General features: G+C 71.0%; 22 protein-coding genes and 1 pseudogene. 14 read left to right on the top strand and 9 right to left on the bottom strand.

Annotated features, from left to right (window positions below; all coding sequences use genetic code 11):
* The first annotated feature begins 27 nt into the window (after nucleotides 1-27).
* Nucleotides 28-1,641, top strand: a complete 1,614-nt coding sequence (locus tag OG698_RS11630) for a BCCT family transporter (RefSeq protein ID WP_406110979.1) — start codon at nucleotides 28-30, stop codon at nucleotides 1,639-1,641.
* Between the two features lie 24 nt (nucleotides 1,642-1,665).
* Here the strand turns inward: OG698_RS11630 and OG698_RS11625 are convergent, their stop codons facing one another.
* Nucleotides 1,666-2,625, bottom strand: coding sequence for an FAD-dependent oxidoreductase (locus OG698_RS11625; protein ID WP_406103013.1), 960 nt, complete (start codon nucleotides 2,623-2,625; stop codon nucleotides 1,666-1,668).
* Between the two features lie 69 nt (nucleotides 2,626-2,694).
* A pseudogene (locus OG698_RS11620) lies at nucleotides 2,695-3,918 on the bottom strand (RNA-guided endonuclease InsQ/TnpB family protein).
* Nucleotides 3,919-4,155: 237 nt separating this feature from the next.
* Between OG698_RS11620 and OG698_RS11615 the strand changes: the two are divergent.
* Together OG698_RS11615 and OG698_RS11610 are read left to right on the top strand one after the other, a co-directional pair.
* On the top strand, nucleotides 4,156-5,181 hold the full coding sequence (locus OG698_RS11615; RefSeq protein WP_406103012.1) for an oxidoreductase: 1,026 nt from the start codon (nucleotides 4,156-4,158) through the stop codon (nucleotides 5,179-5,181).
* 71 nt (nucleotides 5,182-5,252) lie between these two features.
* On the top strand, nucleotides 5,253-6,896 hold the full coding sequence (locus tag OG698_RS11610) for an ABC-F family ATP-binding cassette domain-containing protein (protein ID WP_406103011.1): 1,644 nt from the start codon (nucleotides 5,253-5,255) through the stop codon (nucleotides 6,894-6,896).
* Nucleotides 6,897-7,038: 142 nt separating this feature from the next.
* Here OG698_RS11610 and OG698_RS11605 read toward each other — a convergent pair whose 3' ends face one another.
* Together OG698_RS11605 and OG698_RS11600 are read right to left on the bottom strand one after the other, a co-directional pair.
* Nucleotides 7,039-9,525 carry a Tex family protein gene (locus tag OG698_RS11605; protein WP_406103010.1) on the bottom strand — a complete coding sequence of 829 codons (2,487 nt, stop codon included), beginning with the start codon at nucleotides 9,523-9,525 and terminating at the stop codon, nucleotides 7,039-7,041.
* A gap of 100 nt (nucleotides 9,526-9,625) precedes the next feature.
* A complete protein-coding gene (locus tag OG698_RS11600) occupies nucleotides 9,626-10,495 on the bottom strand; it encodes an SCO6745 family protein (protein WP_406103009.1) in 870 nt (289 codons plus the stop codon).
* Between the two features lie 173 nt (nucleotides 10,496-10,668).
* On the opposite strand from OG698_RS11600, the gene OG698_RS11595 reads away from it, so the two are divergent.
* Both OG698_RS11595 and OG698_RS11590 read left to right on the top strand, forming a co-directional pair.
* Entirely contained in the window at nucleotides 10,669-11,676 is a 1,008-nt protein-coding gene (locus OG698_RS11595; RefSeq protein WP_399968238.1) for a GlxA family transcriptional regulator, read from the top strand.
* A gap of 14 nt (nucleotides 11,677-11,690) precedes the next feature.
* Nucleotides 11,691-12,326: a DJ-1/PfpI family protein gene (locus tag OG698_RS11590; RefSeq protein ID WP_406103008.1), complete on the top strand. Its 636-nt coding sequence runs from the start codon at nucleotides 11,691-11,693 to the stop codon at nucleotides 12,324-12,326.
* Between the two features lie 43 nt (nucleotides 12,327-12,369).
* On the opposite strand, the gene OG698_RS11585 is transcribed toward OG698_RS11590, so the two are convergent.
* The gene (locus OG698_RS11585) at nucleotides 12,370-13,128 is read right to left on the bottom strand and encodes an enoyl-CoA hydratase/isomerase family protein (RefSeq protein ID WP_406103007.1); all 759 of its coding nucleotides are present in this window, start codon (nucleotides 13,126-13,128) and stop codon (nucleotides 12,370-12,372) included.
* A 65-nt stretch (nucleotides 13,129-13,193) separates the two neighbouring features.
* Here OG698_RS11585 and OG698_RS11580 point away from each other — a divergent pair, with 65 nt between their 5' ends.
* Both OG698_RS11580 and OG698_RS11575 read left to right on the top strand, forming a co-directional pair.
* Complete coding sequence (locus OG698_RS11580; protein WP_406103006.1) at nucleotides 13,194-13,826, top strand: HdeD family acid-resistance protein; 633 nt, start codon at nucleotides 13,194-13,196, stop codon at nucleotides 13,824-13,826.
* Nucleotides 13,827-14,000: 174 nt separating this feature from the next.
* Nucleotides 14,001-14,507, top strand: a complete 507-nt coding sequence (locus OG698_RS11575; RefSeq protein WP_406110977.1) for an ATP-binding protein — start codon at nucleotides 14,001-14,003, stop codon at nucleotides 14,505-14,507.
* Nucleotides 14,508-14,516: 9 nt separating this feature from the next.
* Here the strand turns inward: OG698_RS11575 and idi are convergent, their stop codons facing one another.
* The 4 genes from idi to galE all read right to left on the bottom strand — a co-directional run bounded on the left by idi (nucleotide 14,517) and on the right by galE (nucleotide 18,759).
* On the bottom strand, nucleotides 14,517-15,110 hold the full coding sequence (gene idi, locus OG698_RS11570; protein WP_383080327.1) for an isopentenyl-diphosphate Delta-isomerase: 594 nt from the start codon (nucleotides 15,108-15,110) through the stop codon (nucleotides 14,517-14,519).
* Nucleotides 15,111-15,225: 115 nt separating this feature from the next.
* Nucleotides 15,226-16,479 carry a bifunctional class I SAM-dependent methyltransferase/N-acetyltransferase gene (locus OG698_RS11565; RefSeq protein ID WP_406103005.1) on the bottom strand — a complete coding sequence of 418 codons (1,254 nt, stop codon included), beginning with the start codon at nucleotides 16,477-16,479 and terminating at the stop codon, nucleotides 15,226-15,228.
* Between the two features lie 207 nt (nucleotides 16,480-16,686).
* Nucleotides 16,687-17,619, bottom strand: a complete 933-nt coding sequence (locus OG698_RS11560; protein WP_406103004.1) for a cation diffusion facilitator family transporter — start codon at nucleotides 17,617-17,619, stop codon at nucleotides 16,687-16,689.
* A 156-nt stretch (nucleotides 17,620-17,775) separates the two neighbouring features.
* On the bottom strand, nucleotides 17,776-18,759 hold the full coding sequence (gene galE, locus OG698_RS11555) for a UDP-glucose 4-epimerase GalE (protein WP_406103003.1): 984 nt from the start codon (nucleotides 18,757-18,759) through the stop codon (nucleotides 17,776-17,778).
* Nucleotides 18,760-19,040: 281 nt separating this feature from the next.
* Here galE and OG698_RS11550 point away from each other — a divergent pair, with 281 nt between their 5' ends.
* From OG698_RS11550 to OG698_RS11520, 7 genes are all read left to right on the top strand, one after another.
* Complete coding sequence (locus tag OG698_RS11550) at nucleotides 19,041-20,867, top strand: DUF5941 domain-containing protein (RefSeq protein ID WP_406110975.1); 1,827 nt, start codon at nucleotides 19,041-19,043, stop codon at nucleotides 20,865-20,867.
* Nucleotides 20,864-21,616, top strand: a complete 753-nt coding sequence (locus OG698_RS11545; protein WP_326773237.1) for a phosphocholine cytidylyltransferase family protein — start codon at nucleotides 20,864-20,866, stop codon at nucleotides 21,614-21,616. Before OG698_RS11550 ends, OG698_RS11545 begins: the two co-directional genes overlap by 4 nt.
* Nucleotides 21,604-22,668: an iron-containing alcohol dehydrogenase family protein gene (locus tag OG698_RS11540; RefSeq protein WP_100591691.1), complete on the top strand. Its 1,065-nt coding sequence runs from the start codon at nucleotides 21,604-21,606 to the stop codon at nucleotides 22,666-22,668. Before OG698_RS11545 ends, OG698_RS11540 begins: the two co-directional genes overlap by 13 nt.
* A complete protein-coding gene (locus tag OG698_RS11535; protein ID WP_100591831.1) occupies nucleotides 22,646-23,425 on the top strand; it encodes a CDP-alcohol phosphatidyltransferase family protein in 780 nt (259 codons plus the stop codon). The genes OG698_RS11540 and OG698_RS11535 overlap by 23 nt, the downstream gene beginning before the upstream one ends.
* 8 nt (nucleotides 23,426-23,433) lie before the next feature.
* On the top strand, nucleotides 23,434-24,306 hold the full coding sequence (locus OG698_RS11530; RefSeq protein WP_406110973.1) for a glycosyltransferase family 2 protein: 873 nt from the start codon (nucleotides 23,434-23,436) through the stop codon (nucleotides 24,304-24,306).
* A gap of 96 nt (nucleotides 24,307-24,402) precedes the next feature.
* Entirely contained in the window at nucleotides 24,403-25,332 is a 930-nt protein-coding gene (locus OG698_RS11525; RefSeq protein ID WP_406103002.1) for an ABC transporter permease, read from the top strand.
* On the top strand, nucleotides 25,325-26,122 hold the full coding sequence (locus OG698_RS11520) for an ABC transporter ATP-binding protein (protein WP_227298363.1): 798 nt from the start codon (nucleotides 25,325-25,327) through the stop codon (nucleotides 26,120-26,122). The genes OG698_RS11525 and OG698_RS11520 overlap by 8 nt, the downstream gene beginning before the upstream one ends.
* The last annotated feature ends 217 nt before the right edge of the window (nucleotides 26,123-26,339 follow it).

Below are 26,339 nucleotides of genomic sequence, written 5' to 3'. Positions count from 1 at the left end.
CGACGGAGTCCGGCGACCGACCGGGTGGTGTTCGGCGTGACAGCCGCACTCACCGTGGCGTTCGTCATCTGGGGCTCCGTCGCCACCGACTCCCTTGAGGACGTCTCGACACGCCTCCTCAAAGGGCTGATCCACAACGGCGGTTGGGCGTTCATGCTGGCCGCGTCCGGCTTCGTCGTCTTCGCTCTCTGGCTGGCGATCAGCCGGTACGGGAAGATCACGCTGGGCGACGAGGGCGAGACTCCCGAGTTCAGGACCGTCTCCTGGGTCGCCATGATGTTCAGCGCCGGCATGGGCATCGGCCTGATGTTCTACGGAGTCAGCGAGCCACTCGCCCACTACACCACGCACCCACCGGGCACCCAGCCCGTCGACTCGGCCCAGGCCATGGAGACTTCCATGGCCACGACCCTGTTCCACTGGTCACTGCACCCCTGGGCTATCTACGCCGTCGTCGGACTGGCCATCGCCTACAGCACGTTCAGGCGCCGCCGCCGGCAGACCATCAGCTCCGTCTTCGTACCGCTGATCGGCGAGCGGCACGCGCACGGCGCCTGGGGTCGCGTCATCGACATCATCGCGATCTTCGCCACCCTCTTCGGCTCCGCCGCGTCCCTCGGCCTCGGCGCCCTGCAGATCGGCAGCGGATTCGAGGTGCTCGACTGGATGGACAAGGCGAGCACGGGCCTCCTCGTCACCATCATCGCGGTCCTCACCGTCGCCTTCGTCGCCTCGGCGGTGTCCGGGGTCGAGAAGGGCATCCAGTGGCTGTCCAACATCAACATGGTCCTCGCGCTGATCCTGATCGTGTTCGTGTTCATCGCCGGGCCGACGATCCTGGTCCTCGACCTGCTGCCCACCTCGCTGGGCGCGTACCTCGGTGACCTGCCGCAGCTCATCGGCAGGACCGAGGCGTCCAGCGGCAAGGGCGTCGAGGCCTGGCTGGGCAGCTGGACGGTCTTCTACTGGGCGTGGTGGATCTCCTGGACGCCGTTCGTCGGCATGTTCATCGCCCGCATCAGCAAGGGCCGTACGATCCGCCAGTTCGTCGGCGGCGTCATCCTCGTCCCCAGCACCGTCAGCCTCGTCTGGTTCGCGGTCTTCGGCGGCACGGCGATGGACCTGAAGGAGCATGGAGCACTCCGCGCCGCGACCACTCCCGAAGCCCAACTCTTCGGCGTGCTCGACGAGTTCCCCATCGCCACCGCGACGAGCCTGCTCGTGATGATCCTCGTCGGGATCTTCTTCGTGTCCGGCGCCGACGCGGCCTCCATCGTGATGGGCACGCTCTCGCAGAAGGGCGCCCTCGAACCCGGCCGCTTCGTGGTCATCTTCTGGGGCGTCGTCACCGGAGCCGTCGCCGCCGTGATGCTCCTCATCGGCAACGGCTCGGGCAACGCGCTGACGGGACTGCAGAACCTGACGATCCTCGTCGCCGCGCCCTTCACCCTCGTCATGATCGGGATGTGCGTGGCCCTCATGCGGGACCTGCGCCACGACCCGCTGATCGTCCGCAGCGACAGGGGCGACGAGGCCGTCGAGGCGGCGGTCATCGCCGGCCACGAGCAGTACGACGGCGACTTCGAGATCCGGATCGGGCCGGGACAGGGCACGGAGAGGGAGGGCGACCCGATCGGCTGACCTGCTGTCGCGCGGTCGAACCGCTCAGGAGACGGCGAGCTCTGCTGCCTCCTGGGCGCAGCCCCACGCGACCGTCACCCCGGCCCCGCCGTGCCCGTAGTTGTGCACCAACACACCGCCCCACGGCGCCCGTTCACGCTCCACCCGCACCTCGGGCCGCGTCGGCCGCAGCCCCACCCGATGCCCGATGACCCGCGCCCCCGCGATCTCGGGCCGCACCCGCGCACACCGCGCCACGATCGCCTCCGCCACGGCGGGGTCGGGTTCGAGCGACCAGTCGTCCTCCTGTGCCGTGCCGCCGAGGATCAGCCGGCCGGGCTGCGGAAAGAAGTACGTCGAGGTGTCGGGGGAGTCGCCGCCGCCGGCGAACCACGTGTCCACACCCGGGTTCTCCACGAGGACGAGCTGGCCGCGCAGGGGGCGTACGGCATCGTCCGGTACGAGCGCCCGGGCACCGGTGCCCGTGCAGTTCACGACGACCGGCGCCTCCGCGCCCGCCTCCGCGAGATCCGTGACCTCCCGTGTCTCCACGCGCCCGCCCGCCGCCAGGAAGCGCTCCTTCAGCCACTCCAGGTGCACCGGCATGTCCACCAGCGGAAGCCGCGCCCACAGGCCCGTGCCGCCCCCGTACTCCGCCGGGGTCGCCGGACGAAGCCCCGCCACCCCGTCCGCCCACGGTCCAAGACCCTCAAGGACGGTGTCGGCCTGCACGCCCTCCGCCATGCGCACGCCCGCAGGACCGGGCTGCGCCGCCAACTCCTCGTACACGCGCAGGGACCGCAGCGACCAGTCGCTCACCCGTTCCACCGGGTCGATCCTGTACGGCCACCACAGCGCGCCCGCGACCGCCGACGTCGTCAGAGCGGTGGGATCCCGCGTCCAGACCCGCACGCGCCGCCCCATGCGTACGAGTTCAAGAGCCGTCGTCAGGCCGATGACCCCGCCGCCGACCACGATCACATCGCTGCTCGCGTCACTGTCCACGAGCGGACCTTGACTTGCTCCTCGGGCTGAAGCCCGAGGATTCTGGCCTTCTCGATCGTTGCTGTGCCACTACGCGGCACGGGGTTCGGTCGAGAATCCGTGGCTTCCTGCTTCTTCGCGCTGTGCCAGAACGGGTTCTGGTCTTACCGGCGCTCCGCAGGCCGATACCGCCAGTCCGGCGGCCGTTTTCACGTTGATCGCGGCGTTGATGTCCCGGTCGTGGACCGCGCCGCAAGTGGCACAGGTCCACTCCCGGACATCAAGGGGCTTGGGCCCGTCCTTGACACCGCAGGTGGAGCAGACCTGGCTCGTCGGCTCGAACCGGCCGATCTTGACCAGGGTGCGGTCGTATCGCTCCGCTTTGTACTGAAGCATGTGCACGAACGAGGACCAGCCGGCGTCGTGGACGGACTTGGCCAGCTTGGTCCGCGCCAGGCCCGACACCGACAGGTCCTCCACGCCGATCGCTTGGTTGTCGCGGATCAGTTGCGTGGAGAGCTGGTGGTGGAACTCGCGACGGGCGTCGGCGACTTTGGCGTGGGCGCGGGCGACCTTGAGGCGGGCCTTGGCGCGGTTTTTCGATCCCTTCTGTTTGCGGGACATCTCGCGCTGGGCCTTCTTCAGTTTCTTCTCCGCGCGCCGCAGGAACCTGGGGGGAGTCGATCTTTGTGCCGTCGGACAGGACCGCGAAGTGGGTGAGGCCCAGGTCGATGCCGATGGTGCGGTCGGTTTCGGGCATCCGTGTCGCGTCGGCGCTGGGGTCGGTGTCGATGACGAAGGAGGCGAAGTACCGTCCGGCCGCGTCCTTGACGACGGTGACCGAGGTGGCAGTGGCGGGCAGCGTGCGGGACCACTTCACCTTCACCGCCCGATCTTCGGCAGGTTCAGCCGGCCGCTGCCGGTGATGCTCCAGCGGGCGTTGGTGGTGAACCTGATCGACTGGCGGGAGTCCTTGCGGGACTTGAACCGCGGCGCACTAATCCTGGGTCCCTTCCGGGTGCCGTTCAGGGAGGCGAAGAAGTTGCGGTAGGCGGTCTCGACATCCCGCAGTGACTGCTGGAGGACGACGGCGGAGACCTCGCCCAGCCAGGACCGCGAAGCGGTCTGCTTCGCCTGGGTGATCAGGCGGGTGGACAGCTCACCGATCTTCGGGAAGGCCGTCCCGGCCGCGCGGGCGTCCTCACGGGCGCGCACCGCATCGTTGAACACGACGCGGGCGCACCCGAACGCCTTCGCCAACGCTGTCTGCTGGCTGGTGTCCGGGTACAACCTGAAGGCGTACCGGAGCTGCATGACGATCACACTAGACATGCCGAACGTCCGCTGTCCTGGGGAACGTTCGTACGGACTGTCACCGTTCACGCCCCCCAGCCCGGCTCCGCCACAAAGACGCCGCGACGCACCGCGTCGCAACCACCAGATTCGCTTCACCACCGGGCCAGCCGAAGCCCGATGCACTGCGAATGAACCCCAGTAGCGGAATGGGTCATGCCGTGCTCACATCAGGTCGCGGGTGGGAATACTCAGGGCATGTCTGCCGAGTACGCGACTTTCGGCCTGGCACCGGCCATGCGCGCCGGTGGAGTTCTCACGAACGGGGACTACCAAGTCCACCGGGAGTTCCTGGACTTCATCGTGAACGGCTCGCCGCTGCTGTTCCAGCTCTCCGACCTCGACGCCGTCTCCCCGCTCGCCTCCGACATCCCGCCGGCGATCTTCACGGCCCACGTCCGCAGCCTGCTCCTCGAAGCGGACGCTCCGCTCCCCGACGGCCGCTACGTCATCTACGGGTGCCCCGAGTGCGAGGGCCTCGAATGCGGGGCCGTCACCGCGGTCATCGAGGCGGACGGGCCCGACGTCATCTGGCGGGACTTCGCCTGGCAGACCGAGGAACGAGCCGACCTGGAGCTCAACGGCTACCGCGGCATAGGCCCCTTCCGCTTCCACGGCGCCGCGTACCGCGAGTCCCTGCGGCCGCTGCTCGACGGCGGCGCGGAGCCCGCCCCGGCCCGCCGCGTCCTGCTCATCGGGGCCCGCGTCGCCGTCCTCGCCAAGCTCGCCGCCGCGCTGCGCACCATCGGCATCGGCGCCGAGATCACCCAGGACGCGGCCGGTGTGCCGCCCGACGAACTGCGCACCTACGGCGCGGTCGCCTTCGGCCGCGCCGTCAGCGAGTCCGACCGGGCCGCGGTGCGCGAACAGTTCGAGCGGGCGGGTGCCGAGACCGCCTACGTGGACGGGCTCGCCCCGATCATCCCGCTCCTCGTCGCCCAGATAGAGAGCGCCCTGGACCGCCGCGCGGTCCCGCAGCGCCGCCTCACCCGCCTCGTCGCCGCCGACGGGGAGGCGGGCCTGGAGGTCACCTCCGCCTGCCGGGTCCGCCTCACCGCGTACCGCCTCGACCGGCTCTACCGCAGCCACGCCCAGGACGTCTTCGACGCCGTACTGGAACCGGGCCGCCACCGCATCGCCCTCGACCCGAAGGCGACCAGGGGCGAGTCGTTCGTCGTGGCCCGCACCACGGGCAGCGTGCTGGTGGCGCCGATGGCCCGGTGAGGGGGGGGTCTTCCCCAGCCGGGGAGCGGCGGGCGTGGGCGGTCCGTCCGATCGCTAAAATCGGCGGTCTGATGACTGCCACTCTCGTAGCCAAGAACCTCGCCGCCGGGCACGGCGACCGGTCCCTGTTCTCCGGGCTCGACCTTGTGGTCGCGCCCGGGGACGTGATCGGGCTCGTCGGCGCCAACGGCGCCGGGAAGTCCACGCTCCTCAAGCTCCTCGCCGGCCTCGACACCCCCGAGCAGGGCGAGCTGCGGCTCTCGCCGCCCGGCGCGACCGTGGGGCACCTGCCCCAGGAGCCGGAGCGCCGCCCCGGCGAGACCGTGCGCGAGTTCCTCGCCCGCCGCACCGGCGTCGACGCCGCGCAGCGCGCCATGGACGAGGCCACCCAGGCCCTCGTCGACGGGGCCCCGGGGGCCGACGACGCGTACTCCGTGAGCCTGGAGCGCTGGCTCGACCTCGGCGGCGCCGACCTCGACGAGCGCGCCGAGGAGATCACCGGCTCCCTCGGCCTCGGCGTCGGGCTCGACCAGGAGATGGCCTCGCTCTCCGGCGGCCAGGCCGCGCGCGCGGGCCTCGCCTCGCTGCTGCTGTCGCGCTACGACGTGTTCCTGCTCGACGAGCCGACCAACGACCTCGACCTGGACGGCCTGGAGCGCCTGGAGTCCTTCGTGCGCGGGCTGCGCGCGGGCACGGTCGTCGTCAGCCACGACCGAGAGTTCCTGACCCGCACCGTCACCAAGGTCCTGGAGCTCGACCTCGCCCAGCAGGAGATCAACCTCTACGGCGGCGGATACGAGGCCTACCTGGAGGAGCGCGAGGTCGCCCGCCGGCACGCGCGCGACGAGTTCGACGAGTACGCCGACAAGAAGGCCGCGCTCGAAGGCCGCGCCCAGATGCAGCGCGGCTGGATGGACAAGGGCGTCAAGAACGCCCGCCGCAAGGCGACGGACAACGACAAGATCGGCCGCAAGTTCCGCAGCGAGGCCAGCGAGAAGCAGGCGGCCAAGGCCCGGCAGACGCAGCGCATGATCGAGCGCCTCGACGTCGTGGACGAGCCGCGCAAGGAGTGGGAGCTGCGCATGGAGATCGCGGCGGCGCCGCGCTCCGGCGCCGTCGTCGCCACGCTGCGCGACGCAGAGGTGCGGCGCGGCGAGTTCACGCTCGGTCCGGTCTCGCTCCAGATCGACTGGGCCGACCGCATCGCGATCACGGGGGCGAACGGCGCCGGGAAGTCGACGCTGCTCGGCGCGCTCCTCGGCCGGGTGCCGCTGGACGCGGGGCACGCGACGCTCGGCTCCGGTGTCGTCGTGGGCGAGGTCGACCAGGCGCGGGCCCTGTTCCACGGCTCGGAGTCGCTGCTCGACGCGTTCTGCGCGGCCGTGCCGGACACCGAGCCGGCCGAGGTGCGCACCCTGCTCGCGAAGTTCGGCCTGAAGGCCGATCACGTCCTGCGGTCGGCGGCCACGCTGTCGCCGGGCGAGCGCACCCGCGCCGCGCTGGCGCTGCTCCAGGGCCGGGGCGTCAACCTGCTCGTCCTGGACGAGCCGACCAACCACCTCGACCTGCCCGCCATCGAGCAGCTGGAGTCGGCGCTCGACTCGTACGAGGGCACGCTCCTGCTCGTCACCCATGACCGCCGCATGCTGGACGCCGTCAGGACGCAGCGGCGTCTCGAGGTCGCCAACGGCAAGGTGACGGAGCTGTCGGTCTGAGGTGCGCCCCATGGGCTGACGGGTGCCGCGTGGGCTGACGTGTGGCGCCGGGCTGACGCGTGCAGGCCGCGTATACATGGGCCGCCCGCGTCGACGTGCTGCCCGGGGCCGGTCACCTGCGTGGTGACCGGCCCCGGGTGTGTCAGCGCTTCTTCGGGTCGAGCAGGCCCGCGCGGCGCAGCGCCTCGGCCATCTCACTGTTCGCGGGCGCCGGCGCGGACGCGCCACCGCGCCGCTGCCCCTGGGACTGCTGGCCCTGGCCCTGCTGGCGTCGGCCCTGGCCGCCCTGGCCCTGGCCGCCCTGTGCCTGGCCGGCCTGTCCCTGGCGCTGCTGCCCTCGCTGCTGCGGCGGGCGTCCGCCGCGCTCCCGGCGGCCGCCACCGGCAGCAGCACCGGCCCCGCCACCGGCGCCCGGCTCGCCCGTCGCCGCCTCGTCGTCGAGACGCAGCGTCAGCGAGATGCGCTTGCGCGGGATGTCCACGTCGAGGACCTTCACCTTGACGATGTCACCCGGCTTCACGACGTCCCGCGGGTCCTTCACGAACGTCTTCGACATCGCGGACACGTGCACGAGCCCGTCCTGGTGCACACCGACGTCCACGAACGCGCCGAACGCCGCCACATTCGTCACGACGCCCTCGAGCACCATCCCGGAGGCCAGGTCGGAGATCTTCTCGACGCCGTCCTTGAAGGTCGCCGTCTTGAAGGCGGGACGCGGGTCGCGCCCCGGCTTCTCCAGCTCCTTCAGGATGTCCGAGACCGTCGGCAGACCGAACTTGTCGTCCACGAACTCGGCCGGCCGCAGCCCGCGCAGCGCCGCCGCGTTCCCGATCAGGGACGCGACCTCGCCGCCCGTCGTCTTCACCATGCGGCGGACCACGGGGTACGCCTCCGGGTGCACGGACGACGCGTCGAGCGGGTCGTCGCCGCCGCGGATCCGCAGGAAGCCCGCGCACTGCTCGTACGCCTTCGGGCCCAGCCTGGACACGTCCTTGAGGCCCTTGCGGGACGTGAACGGGCCGTTCGCGTCGCGGTGCGCCACGATGTTCTCCGCGAGGCCCGAGCCGATGCCGGACACGCGGGCGAGGAGGGGAGCGGACGCCGTGTTCACGTCCACGCCCACGCCGTTCACACAGTCTTCGACGACCGCGTCCAGGGAGCGCGACAGCTTCACCTCGGACAGGTCGTGCTGGTACTGGCCGACACCGATCGACTTCGGGTCGATCTTCACCAGTTCGGCCAGCGGGTCCTGGAGGCGGCGGGCGATCGACACGGCGCCGCGCAGCGACACGTCCATGTCGGGCAGCTCCTGCGAGGCGAAGGCCGACGCCGAGTACACCGATGCGCCCGCCTCCGACACCATCACCTTGGTGAGGTTCAACTCCGGGTGCTTGGTGATGAGTTCACCGGCGAGCTTGTCGGTCTCGCGCGACGCCGTGCCGTTGCCGATCGCGATCAGGTCGACCGAGTGCTGGGCCGCGAGGCGGGCCAGCTTGGCCAGCGCCTCGTCCCACCGGTTGGCGGGCACGTGCGGGTGGATGACGTCCGTCGCCACGACCTTGCCCGTCGCGTCGACGACCGCGACCTTCACGCCCGTACGGAAGCCGGGGTCGAGGCCCAGCGTCGCGCGTGTGCCCGCCGGGGCGGCGAGCAGCAGGTCCCGCAGGTTCGCCGCGAAGACCTGCACGGCCTCGTCCTCCGCGGCCGTGCGCAGCCGCAGCCGCAGATCGAGGCCGAGGTGCACCAGGATGCGGGTACGCCAGGCCCAGCGCACCGTGTCGGCCAGCCACTTGTCCCCGGGCCGTCCCTGGTTCCTGATCCCGAACCGGTCCGCGACGATCGGCTCGTACGAGGACGGGCCACCGGCGACGTCGCCCGGCTCCTCCGGCTCCAGGGCCAGGTCGAGGATGTCCTCCTTCTCGCCGCGGAGCATCGCGAGGATCCGGTGGGAGGGCAGCGCGGTGAACGGCTCCGAGAAGTCGAAGTAGTCGGCGAACTTGGCGCCCGCCTCCTCCTTGCCCTCGCGGACCTTGGCGGCCAGGTGACCCCGGCTCCACATGCGCTCACGCAGCTCGCCGATCAGGTCGGCGTCCTCGGAGAAGCGCTCGGTGAGGATGGCACGGGCGCCGTCGAGCGCGGCCTGCGCGTCCGCGACGCCCTTGTCGGCGTCGACGAACGCGGCCGCCGCGGCAGCCGGTTCCACCGTGGGGTCCCCGAGCAGCCCGTCCGCCAGCGGCTCCAGCCCCGCCTCGCGCGCGATCTGCGCCTTGGTGCGGCGCTTCGGCTTGAACGGCAGATAGATGTCCTCGAGGCGCGCCTTGGTCTCGGCGGCCATGATCTGTGCCGCCAACTCGTCGGTCAGCTTGCCCTGTTCCCTGACCGAGTCGAGGACCGCCGCACGCCGCTCCTCCAGCTCCCGCAGATAGCGCAGCCGCTCCTCGAGCGTGCGCAGCTGCGCGTCGTCGAGCATCTCGGTCGCTTCCTTGCGGTAGCGCGCGATGAACGGGACCGTCGAACCGCCGTCGAGCAGCTCGACGGCGGCCTTCACCTGCCGCTCCCGTACGCCGAGCTCCTCGGCAATCCTGCCTTCGATGGACCCCGTGATGGGACCTGCGCTGGGTGTTGCCACGATGCCGTACCGCCTTCTCAACTGAGGGTGCGCGGCAATTGTGGCAGGTGGCGCCGACAACGGGGGGCAGCCCACCGGCCTGCCGGCGCCGGGTGTCCGTTCAGGCGGTCTTGCCGATCAGGTCGGCGGGGAACGCGCCCGCGCCGAGGGCGGTGCCCATGAAACCGCCCGCCAGCTCCGTGAGCCGGGCCACGCCCGCCTCGCCCAGGTGCGCGTACGGCTCCCGGTCGAGCCGGTCGGTCTGGGCCTCCAGGTCGTGGCGCAGCGCCGCCCCGAGTTCGGTCAACTCGCCCTGCGCGTCGAGCACCTTGCGCTCCCGCAGCCGGTCGGCGGCCGCGTCGAACTCCTCGCGGGTCCAGCCGCGCGTGGCGAGCAGCCACTTCGGGGCCATGCCCTTGCCGGTCGCGACATGGCTCACCAGCGCCTCGACGGGGTCGAGGTCAGTGGCGAGCAGCGCGGCCAGATGCCCGTCGCCGCGGTGCTCGCGCAGCAGCGTGGCGGCGTGCCAGTACGCGAGGTGCGGCTCCTCGGGCACCGGCAGGTCGGCGTGGGCGGCGTACAGCGGCCGGGCGTGGCGGGTGCAGGCCTCCGTGGCCCGAAGCGCGAGAGCGGCGGCCTCGGCCATCTCCGGGGAGGCCACGATCTCGTCGCCCAGGAGCCTGCGCAGCGTCGAGTCGACGGCACGCGCGCGTGCCGCGAGGACCGTCTCCGGGGAGGCCGTTTCCCACACCGCGGGCACGTGTTCCGCGACGAGCTCGTGCTTGAAGTTGTAGAAGGTCGCCGTCACGGTCCCGGCACCGACGGCCCCCATCGCCGCCGCGCGGGCCGCGAAGTACGCCGCGCTCCGGTGGGTGATCCCGATGGCGCCCAGCTCCTTGCCCAGGTCGGGCGAGAAGTAGTGCATCGAGTGGAACGGGTTGAGCATGTTGTGGCAGCGGCGGGCGGCGCGGGGGTCCGGGGTGGTCGTCATGCGAGTACGTTACCGACTGGTTGGTACGGGCGGAACGTGCGGGGCGCGGCCCCTTCGCCGAAACGTTCGCCCAACGATTCACCGAACCGCTCCCACCACGTCAGGCGCGCGATGGCAGGGAAGGTGGGGTACTCGTCATTGCGGCCGTCCCGCCGTGCCCGAAGACTGGCCTTATGGCCGCCCGTACCGTGCTCATCCTGTTGTTCGACGACGTCCAGAGCCTGGACGTGACCGGCCCGGCAGAGGTCTTCGCCGGAGCCGCCCTCTGCCGGGGTCCGCGCCCCGGGGACACGTACCGCATCCGCACGGCCTCCCTCGACGGCGGGCCCGTCCGCACCTCCAGCGGGCTCACGCTCGTCCCCGACCACGCACTCGCCGACGCGCCCGCCCCGCACACGCTCCTCGTCCCCGGCGGCCGGGGCACGCGCCGCCCGGATCCGCGTCTGACCGCCTGGCTGCGGGAGCACGGCCCGCGCGCGCAGCGCCTCGTCTCCGTCTGCACGGGCGCCATCCTGCTCGCCGAGGCGGGCCTGCTCGACGGCCGCCGGGTGACCACGCACTGGGCGTACTGCGACCGCCTCGCCCGCGACCACCCGGCCGTCGAGGTCGACCCGGACCCCATCTACGTACGCGACGGGAACGTGGCGACCTCGGCGGGCGTCACCGCGGGCATCGACCTCGCCCTCGCGCTCGTCGAGGAGGACCACGGCCGGGACACCGCGCTGACGGTCGCCCGCCACCTCGTCGTGTTCCTGCGACGCCCGGGAAACCAGGCCCAGTTCAGTGCCCAGCTCTCCGCCCAGACCGCGCGGCGCGAGCCGCTGCGCGAGGTCCAGCACTGGATCACCGAGCACCCCGACGACGACCTCTCCGTCGAGTCGCTCGCCTCCCGCGCCCGCCTCTCGCCGCGCCACTTCGCCCGCGCCTTCCAGGCCGAGACCGGCATGACCCCGGGCCGGTACGTCGACCTGGTCCGCCTCGAACAGGCGCGCCGCCTCCTGGAGGACACCTCCGACGGCGTCGAGGAGATCTCCCGCACCTGTGGCTACGGCACCCCCGAGGCGATGCGCCGCGCCTTCACCAGAGCGCTCGGCGCGTCCCCGGCCGAGTACCGCCGCCGCTTCTGCGCACCCGGAACCCGTACAACGGGCCGGCGCCCGTCCGAGCCCACCCGTTCCTGACCGAAAGGCACCCGATGAAGATCGCCATCGTCCTTTTCGACCGCTTCACCGCGCTCGACGCCGTCGGCCCCTACGAGACGCTCGGCAGGCTCCCCGACGCGGAACTCACCTTCGTCGCCGAGCGGACCGGGCCCGTGCGGTCGGACACCGGACGGCTCGCCCTCACCGCCGACAAGACGCTGTCGGAGCTGACCGACCCGGACATCGTCATCGTCCCCGGCGGGCCGGGCCAGAGCGCGCAGATGGAGAACGAGGTCCTGCTCGACTGGCTGCGCGCCGCCGACGCCACCAGCACCTGGACGACCTCCGTGTGCACGGGGTCGCTGCTCCTCGCCGCCGCCGGTCTGCTGGACGGCCGGCGCGCGACGTCGCACTGGCTGGCGCTCGACGCCCTGAAGAAGTTCGGCGCCGAGCCGACGGGCGAACGGGTCGTCGTCGACGGCAAGTACGTCACCGCCGCCGGGGTCTCCTCCGGCATCGACATGGGCCTGACCCTCGTCGGCACGATCGCGGGCGACGAGCACGCGCAGGCCGTACAACTGCTCACCGAGTACGACCCGCAGCCGCCGTACGACGCGGGTTCGCCCGAGAAGGCCCCCGCGCACCTCGTGGAGAAGTTCCGCGCGCAGAGCCGCTTTCTCCAGGCGTAGTGCGGAGAGCCGCCTCCTCCATGCGTAGGCCAGGACAGCCGTTTCATCCCGACGTGGTCCATGTGAAGCGCGGCTTCCTGCGCTCCAGGAACGCGGCGACACCCTCCGCGGTGTCGCCGCTCCCGCGCGCCTGCTCGGCCCAGTGCGCGGCCCGCTCCACGCGGCCGTCGGCGAACTCCTTCGCCGCGGCCTGCGTCAGCTGCGAGCGCCCACCCAGGATCCGAGCGAACTCGCCGACCCGCTTGTCCAGTTCGTCCCCGGCGAGCACCTCGTCCACGAGCCCGGTCCGCAGGGCACGCTCCGTACCGATCAACTCGCCCGAGAACAGCAGGTACTTGGCCGCCGCGGGGCCCACCAGAGAGGCGAGGCGGCGCGTCGAGCCCGCCGGGTACACGATCCCCAGCTTCGACGGCGTGACCCCGAACAGCGCGTCCTCGGCCGCGAACCGCAGGTCACAGGCCGCCGCCAGCTGACAGCCGCCGCCCACGCAGTACCCGCGCACGGCGGCCAGCGTCGGCTTGGCGAAGGCCGCGAGCGCCTCCTCGGCCGCGACTGCGAGCTCCTGCGCCCGCGACCCCGAGCCGCCGAGCGTGGAGATGTCGGCGCCCGCGCAGAACGTCCCGCCGGCCCCGGTCAGCACGAGCACCCGCACCGCAGGATCGGCGTCGAGGGAAGCGAGCAGCGGCGGCAGCGAGCGCCACATGCCGTCCGTCATGGCGTTCCGTTTGGCGGCGTGGTCGATGACGACGGTGGCGATGCCGTCGGTGACCGAGTGCGTGAGCTGCGGCGGTGTGTGCGACATGGGCCGGATGCTATCCGCATGCCTCGAACGTACGATCAAGAAGGGGTGACCGGCGAGGAGGCGTCATGGCACGGTCCCACCACAGAGACGCACGGTCCCACCACGAAGGGGCTGATCCGGCGACGGGCTCGAAGAAGCTGCGGCGCGGATTCGGCTGGATCGCCGGACTCGGCGGCGTCCTCGTGCTCGCCGGACTCGTGGGCCTCGTCTACACCGGTGTCGCCACACTGACGTCGATGCTCCTCTTCGGCTGGCTGCTGCTCATCGGCGGTATCGTCGGCCTCCTGCACGCCATCCAGTCGAGGGGCACCAATTTCTTCTGGCTGGGCGTCGTCGTCGCCGCGCTCAACCTCGCCGCGGGCGTCGTGGTGATCCATCACCCGGAGGGCACGGCCGAGGCGCTCACCATGTTCGCGGCGCTGCTGTTCCTCACGGGTGGTGTGTTCCGGCTGGTCGGCGGGCTCGTGGTGCGTGGACCCCAGTTCGGCTGGACGCTCGTGCAGGGCGCCTTCGGCATCCTGCTCGGCGTCCTCGTCCTCGGCAACTGGCCGAGCAGCAGCCGCTACGTCATCGGTTGCTTCTTCTCGCTCGCGCTGCTCTTCGACGGCCTGGGCCTTCTCGCCACCGGGCTCGGCGGCCGACGCGTCGTGGGGCTCATGACGGCCGATGACGAGTCCAAACACGTACAACCTGAATAGCCATGGAAGAGGGAACTAGAACGGCAGGATCAGTCGCACACCTGACGCTGTCATACGCCAACGGTCAAATTACGTCGATACTCGCTGACTTCTGGTCAGTCATTCGGTATGGACCAGTGGATTCCCAACACTCGATGTGTGGTGACAATCGAGCGCAAGGGCGGCGACCGGACGATGAGCGACCAGGGGTGGGGGTCCCGCCCGAGTCCTCAAGACACTGGGGGATTGCCCCCCGATCAGCAACCGGGAAGTCCGCTGCCGTACGAGGGGGTCTGGCGCTTCACGGCGCAGGCCGTCGACGCGTCCGTGCCGCAGGCCCGGCACGCCGTCCGTGACCTGCTGGTCCGTCAGGGCGTACCCGCCTCCGACGACCTCGTTCAGGGGCTGCTGCTCATCGTCTCCGAGCTGGTCACCAACGCCGTGCGGCACGCGGCCCTGCTCTCACCCGTCCTCGCGGTGGAGGTCGCCGTCGGCGCCGAGTGGGTGCGCGTCTCCGTGGAGGACGAGCACCCCTACCGCCCGACCGCCCTGGAGGCCACCGACGGGCAGACGGGCGGGCGCGGCCTCCTCCTCGTACGCGAGGTCACCCGCGAGGCGGGCGGGGTGTGCGACGTCGAGCACACGGCGAGCGGGGGCAAGGTGATCTGGGCCGCCCTGCCCCTCAAGCCCGCCGACGCCTGAGCGGCGGACTCACCAGCCGGCGGACGGCCCCGTCAGCTCCCGGATCGCCGGCCGCGCCGCGTCCAGCACGGTCATGAACCACGCCGAGAACGGACCCTGGGCGTGCCGCACGGCCAGCTCCTCCGCCGTCACGTACGCGGTCTCGCCCACCTCGGAGGGATCCGGCCGCAGCGGCGCCTGGACCATCCCCACGAACAGGTGGTTGAACTCCTGCTCCACCAGGCCCGAGTCCGGGTCCGGGTGGTTGTAGCGCACCGTCCCCGCCTCCGCGAGCAGCGAGGGCGAGACCCCCAGCTCCTCGAACGTCCTGCGGGCGGCCGCGGCGAACGGCGCCTCGCCCGGATACGGGTGCCCGCAGCACGTGTTCGACCACACGCCGGGGGAGTGGTACTTGCCGAGCGCGCGCTGCTGGAGCAGCAGCCGGCCCTGTTCGTCGAAGAGGAACACGGAGAACGCTCTGTGCAGCCGTCCGGGCGCCTGATGCGCGGAGAGCTTCTCCGCCGTGCCGATCGTCCTGCCGTCCTCGTCCACGAGTTCCAGCAAGATCGCTTCTCCGGTGCCGTTCGACGAACTGTTCGCCGCGGTGGCAGGTGTGGTCGGCATACCCATCCTTCGCTTCGGTCCTCGAACCCCAAGTCTGCCGTACGGGGCAGACAGTCCCGGCACTTGGCAGCGCCCGCATGTCCCGCCCGGAGGGCCGGGCGGGACATGCACAGGGTCAGACGCCGAAAGCGGCCGGGTAGGTGATCGTGCCCTGCGGCACCTGCCAGGAACCGTCCGCCGCGCCCAGGACGAGCGCCATCATCGCCTCGTCCGGCACCTCGAATCCGGGCCGGATGCCGTACCCGGAGGCCGGGGTGAAGCCGAATTTCGGGTAGTACGCCGGGTGTCCCAGTACGAGGACGAGGCGCTCCCCACGCGCGCGTGCCGCGTCGAGCACCGCGCGGACGACGGCCGAACCGGCGCCCGTGCGCTGGTACTGAGGCAGGACCGCGACGGGTGCCAGGGCCGCCGCGGGTGCCCCGCCGACCAGGCAGCGGGTGATCAGCGCGTGTGCCGCCACGGTGCCGTCCGGTGCCTCGGCGACGTACGAGAGGCCGGGCAGCCACGCGTCGGTGTCCGCCCGCAGGGCGTCCACCAGGTCGGCCTCCGCCGCCGTCGGGAAGGCGGCGGCGTTCACGGCGTGGACGGCCGTGATGTCGGCGGCGGACTCCGGCCGCGTGGGCCACGACGCCGCGGGGCGCAGCGCGTAGCCGGTGTAGCCGTAGTCCCCGCCGTGGTCGCGCCGCATCGCCAGCTCGGCGCGCGCGCCCGCGAGGGCCTCGGCCATGCCGGGTGCCTGCGGGTCCGTGGCGTCGGCGCGCTCGGCGAGCGGGCCGTAGTACTCGTCCCAGTCGGACTCGGGCTGCCGGTGGATGCCGAGCACGGAGTACCCGGCTTCGGTGCAGGCCCGGACGTTCTCCTCGGCCGTCCGCAGCGCGTAGTGCGGCTCCCAGAAGGCCCGCGCCTCGGTGGACGGCTCGGCGGTGGTCCACTCGCACTCGGTGAGCACGAGCGAGCCGCCCGGGGCGAGCAGCCGCTTCCACCGCCGCAGCGCGTTGTCGAAGCCGATGGAGTACGCCGAGCTCCCGGCCCAGATCAGATCGAACGAAGCATCCTGATAGGGGAGTTCGCCCATGTCGGCGTTGACGGGGTGGATTCGGTCGGCGAGGCCCCGCGCCTTCGCGGCGGCGCGCAGCTCGTCGAGGAACGGCTCGTGGAGGTCGACCGCGGTGACCTCGCCGCCGGTCTCGGCGGCCAGGAGCAGCGCGGAGCGGCCGGGGCCGCAGCCGAGGTCGAGCACGCGCGGGCGCTCGGGCAGCGGCCCCACGAAGGACAGGAGCCGCAGGGTGGTGGAGTCGGAGCCGGGGCCCTGCCGGGGAAGTCCGTGGTGCAGGGCGAAGAAGGCGTCACGTACGACGTTGTCGGTCAACGGTTTGAACCCTTGGGTGAGAGGGCCCCGCCGACGCGCACTCCTGCTGGGTGAGCGGGAAGGGTCAGCCGTGGGCCCGGAAGATGGGGATGCACCTGTCGCTGCGCGGGGCAGCGCTCACCGCGACGACAGTCATCAACCCACCTCCTCAAGATCCATGGCCAACGTAGCACGCAGCGTGCACGCCTGCCCCGAGAAAGCGGGCAGTCAGTGGCAGAGCTTCGCCTCGTGCTCCGCGTGACCGACCGGCTCCAGCTGGAACGTGCAGTGCTCGACGTCGAAGTGGACGCCGAGGCAGCCCTGGAGCTCGTGCAGCATCTTCTCGTGGCCGATGGCGTTGAGGGCCTCCGAGCTCACGACCACGTGTGCGGACAGAACGGGCATGCCCGACGTGATCGTCCAGGCGTGCAGGTCGTGGATGTCCAGGACGCCGGGGAGTCCCGTGATGTGGGCCCGCACCTCTGCCATGTCGACGCCCTTCGGTGCCGCTTCGAGCAGCACGTTCAGCGTCTCCCGCAGCAGCTTCACGGTCCGCGGGACGATCATGAGGCCGATCGCGATCGACGCGATCGGGTCGGCGGCCTGCCAGCCGGTGGTCAGGATGATCGTCGCCGAGATGATCACGGCGACCGAGCCCAGCGCGTCGGCGGCCACCTCGAGGAAGGCGCCGCGCACGTTGAGGCTCTCCTTCTGGCCGCGCACCAGGATCGACAGCGAGATCATGTTCGCGACGAGACCGATCACGCCGAAGACGATCGTCAGCCCGCCCTCGGTCTCGGCCGGCTCCAAGAACCGCTGGATCGCCTCGACCAGCACATAGCCGCCGACGCCGAGCAGCAGCAGGCAGTTGGCGAGCGCGGCCAGGATCTCGGCGCGGGCGAAGCCGAACGTGCGCTGTTCGCTCGCGGGGCGGTTGGCGAAGTGGATGGCGAGCAGCGCCATGCCGAGGCCGAGCGCGTCGGTCGCCATATGGGCGGCGTCCGCGACCAGGGCGAGCGAGTCGGCGAGGAGTCCGCCGACGATCTCGACCACCATCACGGTCAGCGTGATGCCGAGCGCGATGCGCAGCCGGCCCAGATGCGCGGCCGAGACCGTGCCCGTGGGCGCGTGGCTGTGCCCGTGATCGTGTCCGGCCCCCATGGAAACCGCCCTCCGTCCGCTCGTCGGCGCGCCTGGCCGGCCGCCCCCGCGATCACAGTGAACTACGGGTAGGGGGTATCTGCAAACACTGCACTGAACACCGTTGTCATATGCCCTGACCTGCGGAAATGGCCGCAGGTCAGGGCGTCGCCCGGTTCAGTTGGCGGTGGTCTCCGGATGCCGCAGCCGCCAGCCCGCCCACGCCGACTCGACCATCTCGCGCACCCCACGGCTCGTCGCCCAGCCGAGTTCCTTTGCCGCGAGTTCCGCGGAGGCCACCGCACGCGGGGAGTCGCCCGCGCGGCGCGGCTCGACCACTGCCGCCCGCGGGTCGCCGCTGACCTCGGAGATCAGGCCGACCAGTTCGCGCACGGAGACGCCCTCGCCGGAGCCGATGTTCACCGTCAGGTCGCCCGTCGCGCCCGGCTCGGTCAGCCGGCGCGCGGCCGCGAGATGGGCCTCGGCGAGATCGGCGACGTGCAGATAGTCACGTACACAGGTGCCGTCCGGCGTGCCGTAGTCGTCACCGAAGATCCGGGGGGCCTCGCCGCGGCTCAGCCGGTCGAAGATCATCGGGATCACGTTGAAGACGCCGGTGTCCGCGAGCTCGGGGGCGGCGGCGCCCGCCACGTTGAAGTAGCGCAGGCACACGGTCGCCATGCCGTGCGCCCGGCCGGCCGCCCGCACCAGCCACTCTCCCGCCAGCTTCGTCTCGCCGTAGGGGCTCATCGGCGCGCAGGGGGTGGACTCCGTGATGAGGTCCACATCCGGGTTGCCGTACACGGCAGCGGACGAGGAGAAGACGAAGCGCCGCACGCCGGCCTCGGCGACCGCCTCCAGGAGCACCGCCAGGCCGCCCACGTTGTCGCGGTAGTAGAGCTCGGGCCGCTCCACGGACTCGCCGACCTGTTTGCGGGCCGCGAGATGCACCACACCGGTCACGGAGTGCTCCGCGCACACCCGCTTCACCAGCTCGGGGTCCAGGGCCGAGCCCCTGACCAGCCCGACGTCCGACGGCAGCCGTTCGGCCACCCCGGTCGAGAGGTCGTCGAGGACGACCACGTCCTCCCCGGCGGCGGCCATCGCCCGCGCCACATGTGCCCCGATATAACCCGCTCCACCTGTGATCAGCCATGTCATGGTCGACCACCCTAGGGCGTGTCCCCATGTGCCCTCCCGGGCCCCGGGGGTGTCTCGCGCAAGCGGCGGTTTGTGGGGCGGGGCCTTGATCGACAATGATGACGGGGCGGTCGCGCACACTCAGACCGCTCTTATCGGGCCATGAACGGGCGGTGAACGTCCGCTTCTCATCATCCGATAGCCTCTGCCGACATGCCGCCCGGCCGCACTCGGCCCGGGGCGCCCCCATCACGCCTGTGCCCGCTGCGCCGGCGTGCAGGCAATCCAAGGAGTGAGTTCGTCTGTCGACCGCCATCGTCACCGGTCAGCCGGTACCCGGGTCGTCGCTCGAGGGCGAGCTGCGGGCACTCGGCTTCGACGTGCGGCTCGCCTCGGACGCCGCACAGGCACGGACGGCGCTCGCCGCTGTCCCGGCAGGACAGCGGGTCGCGCTCGTCGACGCGGGCTTCGTGGGCCACACCCACGCCCTGCGCCTCGGCCTCACCGACCCCCGCTTCGCCGCCTCGGCCGTCCCCGGAGCCGTCTCCGTACAGCCCGCGGTCCGCGAGGCGCTGACCGGCGCCCTGCGTGAGGCCGCCGAAGGGCCGTCCGCGGCGGACTTCGGCACGCGGGCCGACACCCTGGCCGGTGTGCTCGCCGACCGCGTCGCCGAGCGCCTGGCAGCGGCGTACGGCACCGACGTGCACCGGCCCGAGCTCGGTGAGCTCGTCGCCGCCGTGCCCGCCGACCCGCAGGCCCGCAACGAGGCCCGCCAGGCGGTCGCCGCCGTCGACGACGAGGCGATCCGGCTGCGTACGGCGGTCAAGGCGCGCGACGGCTTCTTCACGACCTACTGCATCAGCCCGTACTCCCGCTACATCGCCCGCTGGTGCGCCCGGCGCGGTCTCACCCCGAACCAGGTGACGACCGCCTCGCTGGTCACCGCGCTGATCGCGGCGGGCTGCGCGGCCACCGGCACCCGCCCCGGCTTCGTCGCCGCCGGCCTGCTGCTCCTCTTCTCCTTCGTCCTGGACTGCACGGACGGGCAGCTCGCCCGCTACTCCCTGCAGTACTCGACGCTCGGCGCCTGGCTCGACGCGACCTTCGACCGGGCCAAGGAGTACGCCTACTACGCGGGCCTCGCGCTCGGCGCGGCCCGCGGCGGTGACGACGTGTGGGCGCTCGCGCTCGGCGCGATGGTCCTGCAGACCTGCCGCCATGTCGTGGACTTCTCCTTCAACGAGGCGAACCACGACGCGACGGCGAACACCAGCCCCACCGCGGCCCTCTCGGACAAGCTCGACAGCGTCGGGTGGACGGTCTGGGTGCGCCGGATGATAGTGCTGCCGATCGGCGAACGCTGGGCCCTGATCGCGGTACTCACCGCGCTGACGACGCCGCGCATCACGTTCATCGTCCTGCTGATCGGCTGTGCCCTCGCGGCGGCCTACACCACGGCCGGCCGCGTCCTGCGCTCGCTGACCCGCCGGGCCACCCGCACGGACCGGGCCGCGCAGGCCCTCGTGGAGCTCTCCGACAGCGGCCCGCTGAGCGAACTCCTCCAGCGCGCGGTGCGCGGTGTGCCTCGTCACACGGCCCCGGCGGTCGCCGCGCTCGGCGCCCTGCTCCTCGTACTCGCCACAGCGCTGTCGGACTACGGCAGCTGGTGGCCCGTCCTCGGCGCCGCCGTCTACGCGCTGACCTCCGCCGCGGCCGTCTCGCGTCCCCTCAAGGGCCCCCTCGACTGGCTGGTCCCGCCCGTCTTCCGCGCCGCCGAATACGGCACGATCCTGCTGATCGCAGCGAAAGCGGACGTAAACGGAGCGTTGCCGGCGGCTTTCGGACTGGTGGCCGCGGTCGCCTACCATCACTACGACACGGTGTACCGCATCCGCGGTGGCACCGGCGCGCCCCCGCGCTGGCTGGTCCGGGCGATCGGCGGGCACGAGGGCAGGACGCTGGTGGTCACGGTGATCGCCGCACTGCTCACCAACACAGATTTCACTGTCGCGCTCACGGTTTGCGCCGTGGCCGTGGCACTGGTGGTGCTCGTCGAGAGCATCCGCTACTGGGTGACCGCCCACAGGCGCGGCGCACCCGCCGTACACGATGAAGGAGAACCCGCATGATCGGCCTCGTGCTGGCTGCCGGCGCCGGACGGCGTCTGCGTCCCTACACCGACACCCTGCCCAAGGCCCTGGTGCCGGTCGGCCCCGAGGGTGACGAGGAGAGCCTCACGGTTCTGGACCTGACCCTCGGCAACTTCGCCGAGATCGGTCTGACCGAGGTCGCGATCATCGTCGGGTACCGCAAGGAGGCCGTCTACGAGCGTCGCGAGGCGCTCGAGCAGAAGTACGGCGTCAAGATCACCCTGATCGACAACGACAAGGCCGAGGAGTGGAACAACGCCTACTCCCTGTGGTGCGGCCGTGACGCGATCAAGCACTCGGTGATCCTCGCCAACGGCGACACCGTGCACCCGGTCTCCGTCGAGAAGACGCTGCTCGCCGCCCGCGGCGACGGCAAGAAGATCATCCTCGCCCTCGACACGGTGAAGTCCCTCGCCGACGAGGAGATGAAGGTCGTCGTCGGCCCCGAGGGCGGCATGACGAAGATCACCAAGCTGATGGACCCGGCCGAGGCGACCGGTGAGTACATCGGCGTCACGCTCATCGAGGGCGAGGCCGCCGACGAGCTCGCCGACGCGCTCAAGACCGTCTTCGAGACGGACCCGCAGCAGTTCTACGAGCACGGTTACCAGGAGCTCGTGAACCGCGGCTTCAAGATCGATGTGGCCCCGATCGGCGACGTCAAGTGGGTCGAGATCGACAACCACGACGACCTCGCCAAGGGACGTGTTATCGCGTGCCAGTACTGACGAGGCTCATCCCCTCGCCGGTTGTCGTCGACATCCGGGCGGGGGCGATCGACGACCTGGCGACCGTTCTCGCCGACCAGCGGATCTCTTCGTCGACCGGACGCCTGGCCATCGCGATCAGCGGTGGCTCGGGCGCCGTCCTGCGCAAGCGCCTCGAGCCGCAGCTGCCCCGTGCGGAGTGGTTCGAGGTCGGCGGCGGGACGCTGGACGACGCGATCAAGCTCGCCGATGCCATCAAGAAGGGCCGCTACGACGCGGTCGTGGGACTCGGCGGCGGCAAGATCATCGACTGCGCCAAGTTCGCCGCGGCGCGCGTCGGCCTGCCGCTGGTCGCCGTCGCGACGAACCTGTCGCACGACGGTCTGTGCTCGCCGGTCGCGACGCTCGACAACGACGCGGGCCGCGGCTCGTACGGTGTGCCGAACCCGATCGCCGTGGTCATCGACCTCGACATCATCCGTGAGGCCCCGGTCCGCTTCGTGCGCTCCGGCATCGGCGACGCCCTGTCCAACATCTCCGCGATCGCGGACTGGGAGCTGGCCGCGCGCGAGCGTGGCGAGGACATCGACGGCCTGGCCGCCGCCATGGCGCGCCAGGCCGGCGAGGCCGTGCTGCGCCACCCCGGCGGCGTGGGGGACGACGCGTTCCTCCAGGTCCTGGCCGAGGGCCTGGTCCTCACCGGTATCGCGATGTCGGTGTCGGGCGACTCCCGTCCGGCCTCCGGCGCCTGCCACGAGATCAACCACGCCTTCGACCTCCTCTTCCCCAAGCGCGCCGCGAGCCACGGCGAGCAGTGCGGCCTGGGCGCGGCCTTCGCGATGTTCCTCCGTGGAGCGCGCGAGGAGTCGCTGTACATGGTCGAGGTCCTGCGCAGGCACGGCCTGCCCGTGACCCCCGAGGAGATCGGCTTCACCGTGGACGAGTTCGTCCAGGTCGTGGAGTTCGCGCCGCAGACCCGTCCGGGCCGGTACACGATCCTCGAGCACCTCAATCTGTCCACCGACCAGATCAGGGACGCCTACGCCGACTATGCAAAAGCCATCGGTAGCTGAGCTCCGCCCGGTCGTTCACCCCGCGGGGGTGAAGGACCGGCGGAGCGGCGAGCACTGGGGCGGGCGGCTCTACATGCGCGAGATCTCGCTGCGTGTGGACCGCCACCTCGTGAACACCAAGGTCACCCCTAACCAGCTGACCTACCTGATGACCGTCTGCGGTGTCCTCGCGGCCCCCGCGCTGCTGATCCCGGGCATCTGGGGCGCCGTCCTCGGCGTCGTCGCGGTCCAGCTGTACCTGCTGCTCGACTGTGTCGACGGCGAGATCGCCCGGTGGCGCAAGCAGTACTCGCTCGCCGGCGTCTGGATGGACCGCGTCGGCGCGTACCTGACCGACGCCGCGGTCCTCGTCGGCTTCGGTCTGCGCGCCGCCGACCTGTGGGGTTCCGGCCGGATCGACTGGCTGTGGGCCTTCCTCGGCACGCTCGCCGCGCTCGGCGCCATCCTGATCAAGGCCGAGACGGACCTGGTCGGCGTGGCCCGCGCACAGAACGGCCGGGAGCAGGTCAAGGAGTCCGCCTCCGAGATCAAGGCCTCCGGCATGGCGCTTGCCCGCAAGGCGGCGTCCGCGCTGAAGTTCCACCGCCTCATCCTCGGCATCGAGGCATCGCTGCTGATCCTGGTCCTCGCGATCGTCGACCAGATCCGGGGCGACCTGTTCTTCACGCGCCTGGGTGTCGCGGTCCTGGCCGGCATCGCGCTGCTCCAGACCGTGCTGCACCTGGTGTCCATCCTGGCGTCGAGCAGGCTGAAGTGAGTACGGCGATGAAGGTCGGCGCGGTGATCATCACCATGGGCAACCGCCCCGAGGAGCTGCGCGCCCTCCTCGACTCCGTCGCCAAGCAGGACGGCGACCGGGTCGACGTGGTCGTGGTCGGCAACGGCTCCCCGGTCCCGGACGTCCCCGCCGGTGTGCGCACCGTCGAACTGCCCGAGAACCTCGGCATCCCGGGCGGCCGCAACGTCGGTATCGAGGCCTTCGGGCCCTCGGGCTCCGACGTGGACGTGCTGCTCTTCCTCGACGACGACGGCCTCCTGCCGAAGACGGACACCGCTCAGCTGTGCCGCGATGCCTTCGAGTCCGACCCGAAGCTGGGCATCGTCAGCTTCCGGATCGCCGACCCGGAGACCGGCGTCACCCAGCGCCGCCACGTCCCGCGCCTGCGCGCCGCCGACCCGATGCGCTCCTCGCGCGTCACCACGTTCCTCGGCGGCGCCAACGCGGTGCGCACCCGCGTGATCGCGGAGGTCGGCGGCCTGCCCGACGAGTTCTTCTACGCCCACGAGGAGACCGACCTCGCCTGGCGTGCCCTCGACGCGGGCTGGATGATCGACTACCGCGCGGACATGGTGCTGCACCACCCGACGACGGCCCCCTCCCGGCACGCGGTCTACCACCGCATGGTCGCCAGGAACCGGGTCTGGCTCGCGCGCCGCAATCTGCCCGCGCTCATCGTCCCGGTCTACCTCGGCGTCTGGCTGCTCCTCACGCTCGCCCGCCGACCCTCCGGACCTGCGCTGAAGGCCTGGTTCGGCGGGTTCAAGGAAGGCTGGACGAGCCCGTGCGGCCCCCGGCGTCCCATGAAGTGGCGTACGGTGTGGCGCCTGACCCGACTGGGCCGACCTCCCATTATCTGACAAGCTCGTGTCTGAGAGCATTCGGCCCGTACCCCGGTCCCTGGCTCCTGCCTATGCCCGACCGGCTGCGCACTTTGAAGACGAAAGTTTCCACTAGTGAGTGAGACAACGCATGACGGCGGTGTCGCGGTGACCGCGCGTCCGTCGCCCGATGAGGGGCTCTCCCCGGCCGACCTGGCCGCCAAGTACGGTCTGACCGTCAGTGGTGCCAGGCCCGGCCTGTTCGAGTACGTCAGCCAGCTGTGGGGCCGGCGTCACTTCATCCTCGCCTTCTCGCAGGCGAAGCTCACCGCCCAGTACAGCCAGGCCAAGCTCGGCCAGCTCTGGCAGGTGGCGACGCCGCTCCTGAACGCGGCCGTGTACTACCTCATCTTCGGCCTCATCCTGCACGCCAGCCGGGGCATGTCGATGGACGTGTACATCCCGTTCCTGGTCACGGGCGTCTTCGTCTTCACCTTCACGCAGAGCTCGGTGATGGCGGGCGTGCGGGCGATCTCGGGCAATCTGGGCCTGGTGCGCGCCCTGCACTTCCCACGGGCCTCGCTGCCGATCTCGTTCGCGCTCCAGCAGCTCCAGCAGCTGCTGTTCTCGATGATCGTCCTGTTCATCGTCGCGATCGGCTTCGGCAGCTACCCGGGTCTGTCCTGGCTGCTGATCATCCCGGTGCTCGCGCTCCAGTTCCTCTTCAACACCGGACTCGCGCTGATCATGGCGAGGCTGGGCTCGAAGACCCCGGACCTGGCACAGCTCATGCCGTTCGTGATGCGTACGTGGATGTACGCGTCCGGCGTGATGTTCTCCATCCCGATCATGCTGGCCGACAAGCCCGCGTGGGTCGCCGACATCCTGCAGTGGAACCCGGCCGCCATCTACATGGACCTGATGCGCTTCGCGCTCATCGACGGATACGGCTCCGGGAACCTGCCGCCGCACGTGTGGGCGGTCGCGGTCGGCTGGTCGGTACTGGTCGCCGTCGGCGGCTTCGTCTACTTCTGGAAGTCCGAGGAGCGGTACGGCCGTGGCTGACGAAGACATCCTGGGCAAGAACGCAGGCAAGGGACACATCCCGACCGTCATCGCGGACGGGCTGCACATCGTGTACCGCGTCAACGGCGCCAAGACGGGCAAGGGCAGCGCGACCTCCGCGTTGAGCCGCATCGTCAAGCGCGGCGAGGAGCGCGGCGTCCGCAAGGTGCACGCCGTCAAGGGCGTCACCTTCACCGCGTACCGCGGCGAGGCCATCGGCCTGATCGGCTCGAACGGGTCCGGCAAGTCGACCCTGCTGCGGGCCATCGCCGGGCTCCTGCCGGCGGAGAAGGGCAAGGTCTTCACCGACGGCCAGCCCTCGCTCCTCGGTGTGAACGCGGCGCTCATGAACGACCTGACGGGCGAGCGGAACGTCATACTCGGCGGGCTCGCGATGGGTATGTCCCGCGAGCAGATCCGGGAGCGCTACCAGGAGATCGTCGACTTCTCGGGCATCAACGAGAAGGGCGACTTCATCACGCTCCCGATGCGCACCTACTCCTCCGGTATGGCGGCGCGGCTGCGCTTCTCCATCGCGGCCGCGAAGGACCACGACGTCCTCATGATCGACGAGGCCCTGGCCACGGGTGACCGCAAGTTCCAGAAGCGCTCCGAGGCCCGCATCCGGGAGCTGCGCAAGGAGGCCGGCACGGTCTTCCTCGTCAGTCACAACAACAAGTCGATCCGCGACACCTGCGACCGAGTGCTCTGGCTGGAGCGCGGCGAGCTGCGTATGGACGGACCGACAGCTGAGGTACTCAAGGAGTACGAGAAGTTCACGGGTAAGTAGTCCGGGCACCCCCGAGCAACCCTCCGCACCCGTTTTCGCGTCTCAAGGCCCCGCCGGGATATCTTCGGCGGGGCCTTGAGGTGCGTGTAGGTAGCAATTATCTCTCGCCGAGGTCAAGCGAAGGCCAACTTCCTTGCGTGCAGGGAATCTTGGAGCCAATCGGTGTGTTGTTGTGATCTGCGGGAAACCCCGTCGGGGCAGGGCCGGTTGTACAACG

The sequence above is a fragment of the Streptomyces sp. NBC_01003 genome, from assembly GCF_045162695.1.
In the GTDB taxonomy this organism is placed as follows: domain Bacteria; phylum Actinomycetota; class Actinomycetes; order Streptomycetales; family Streptomycetaceae; genus Streptomyces.
This window is presented reverse-complemented; position numbering and strand designations above follow the sequence as displayed.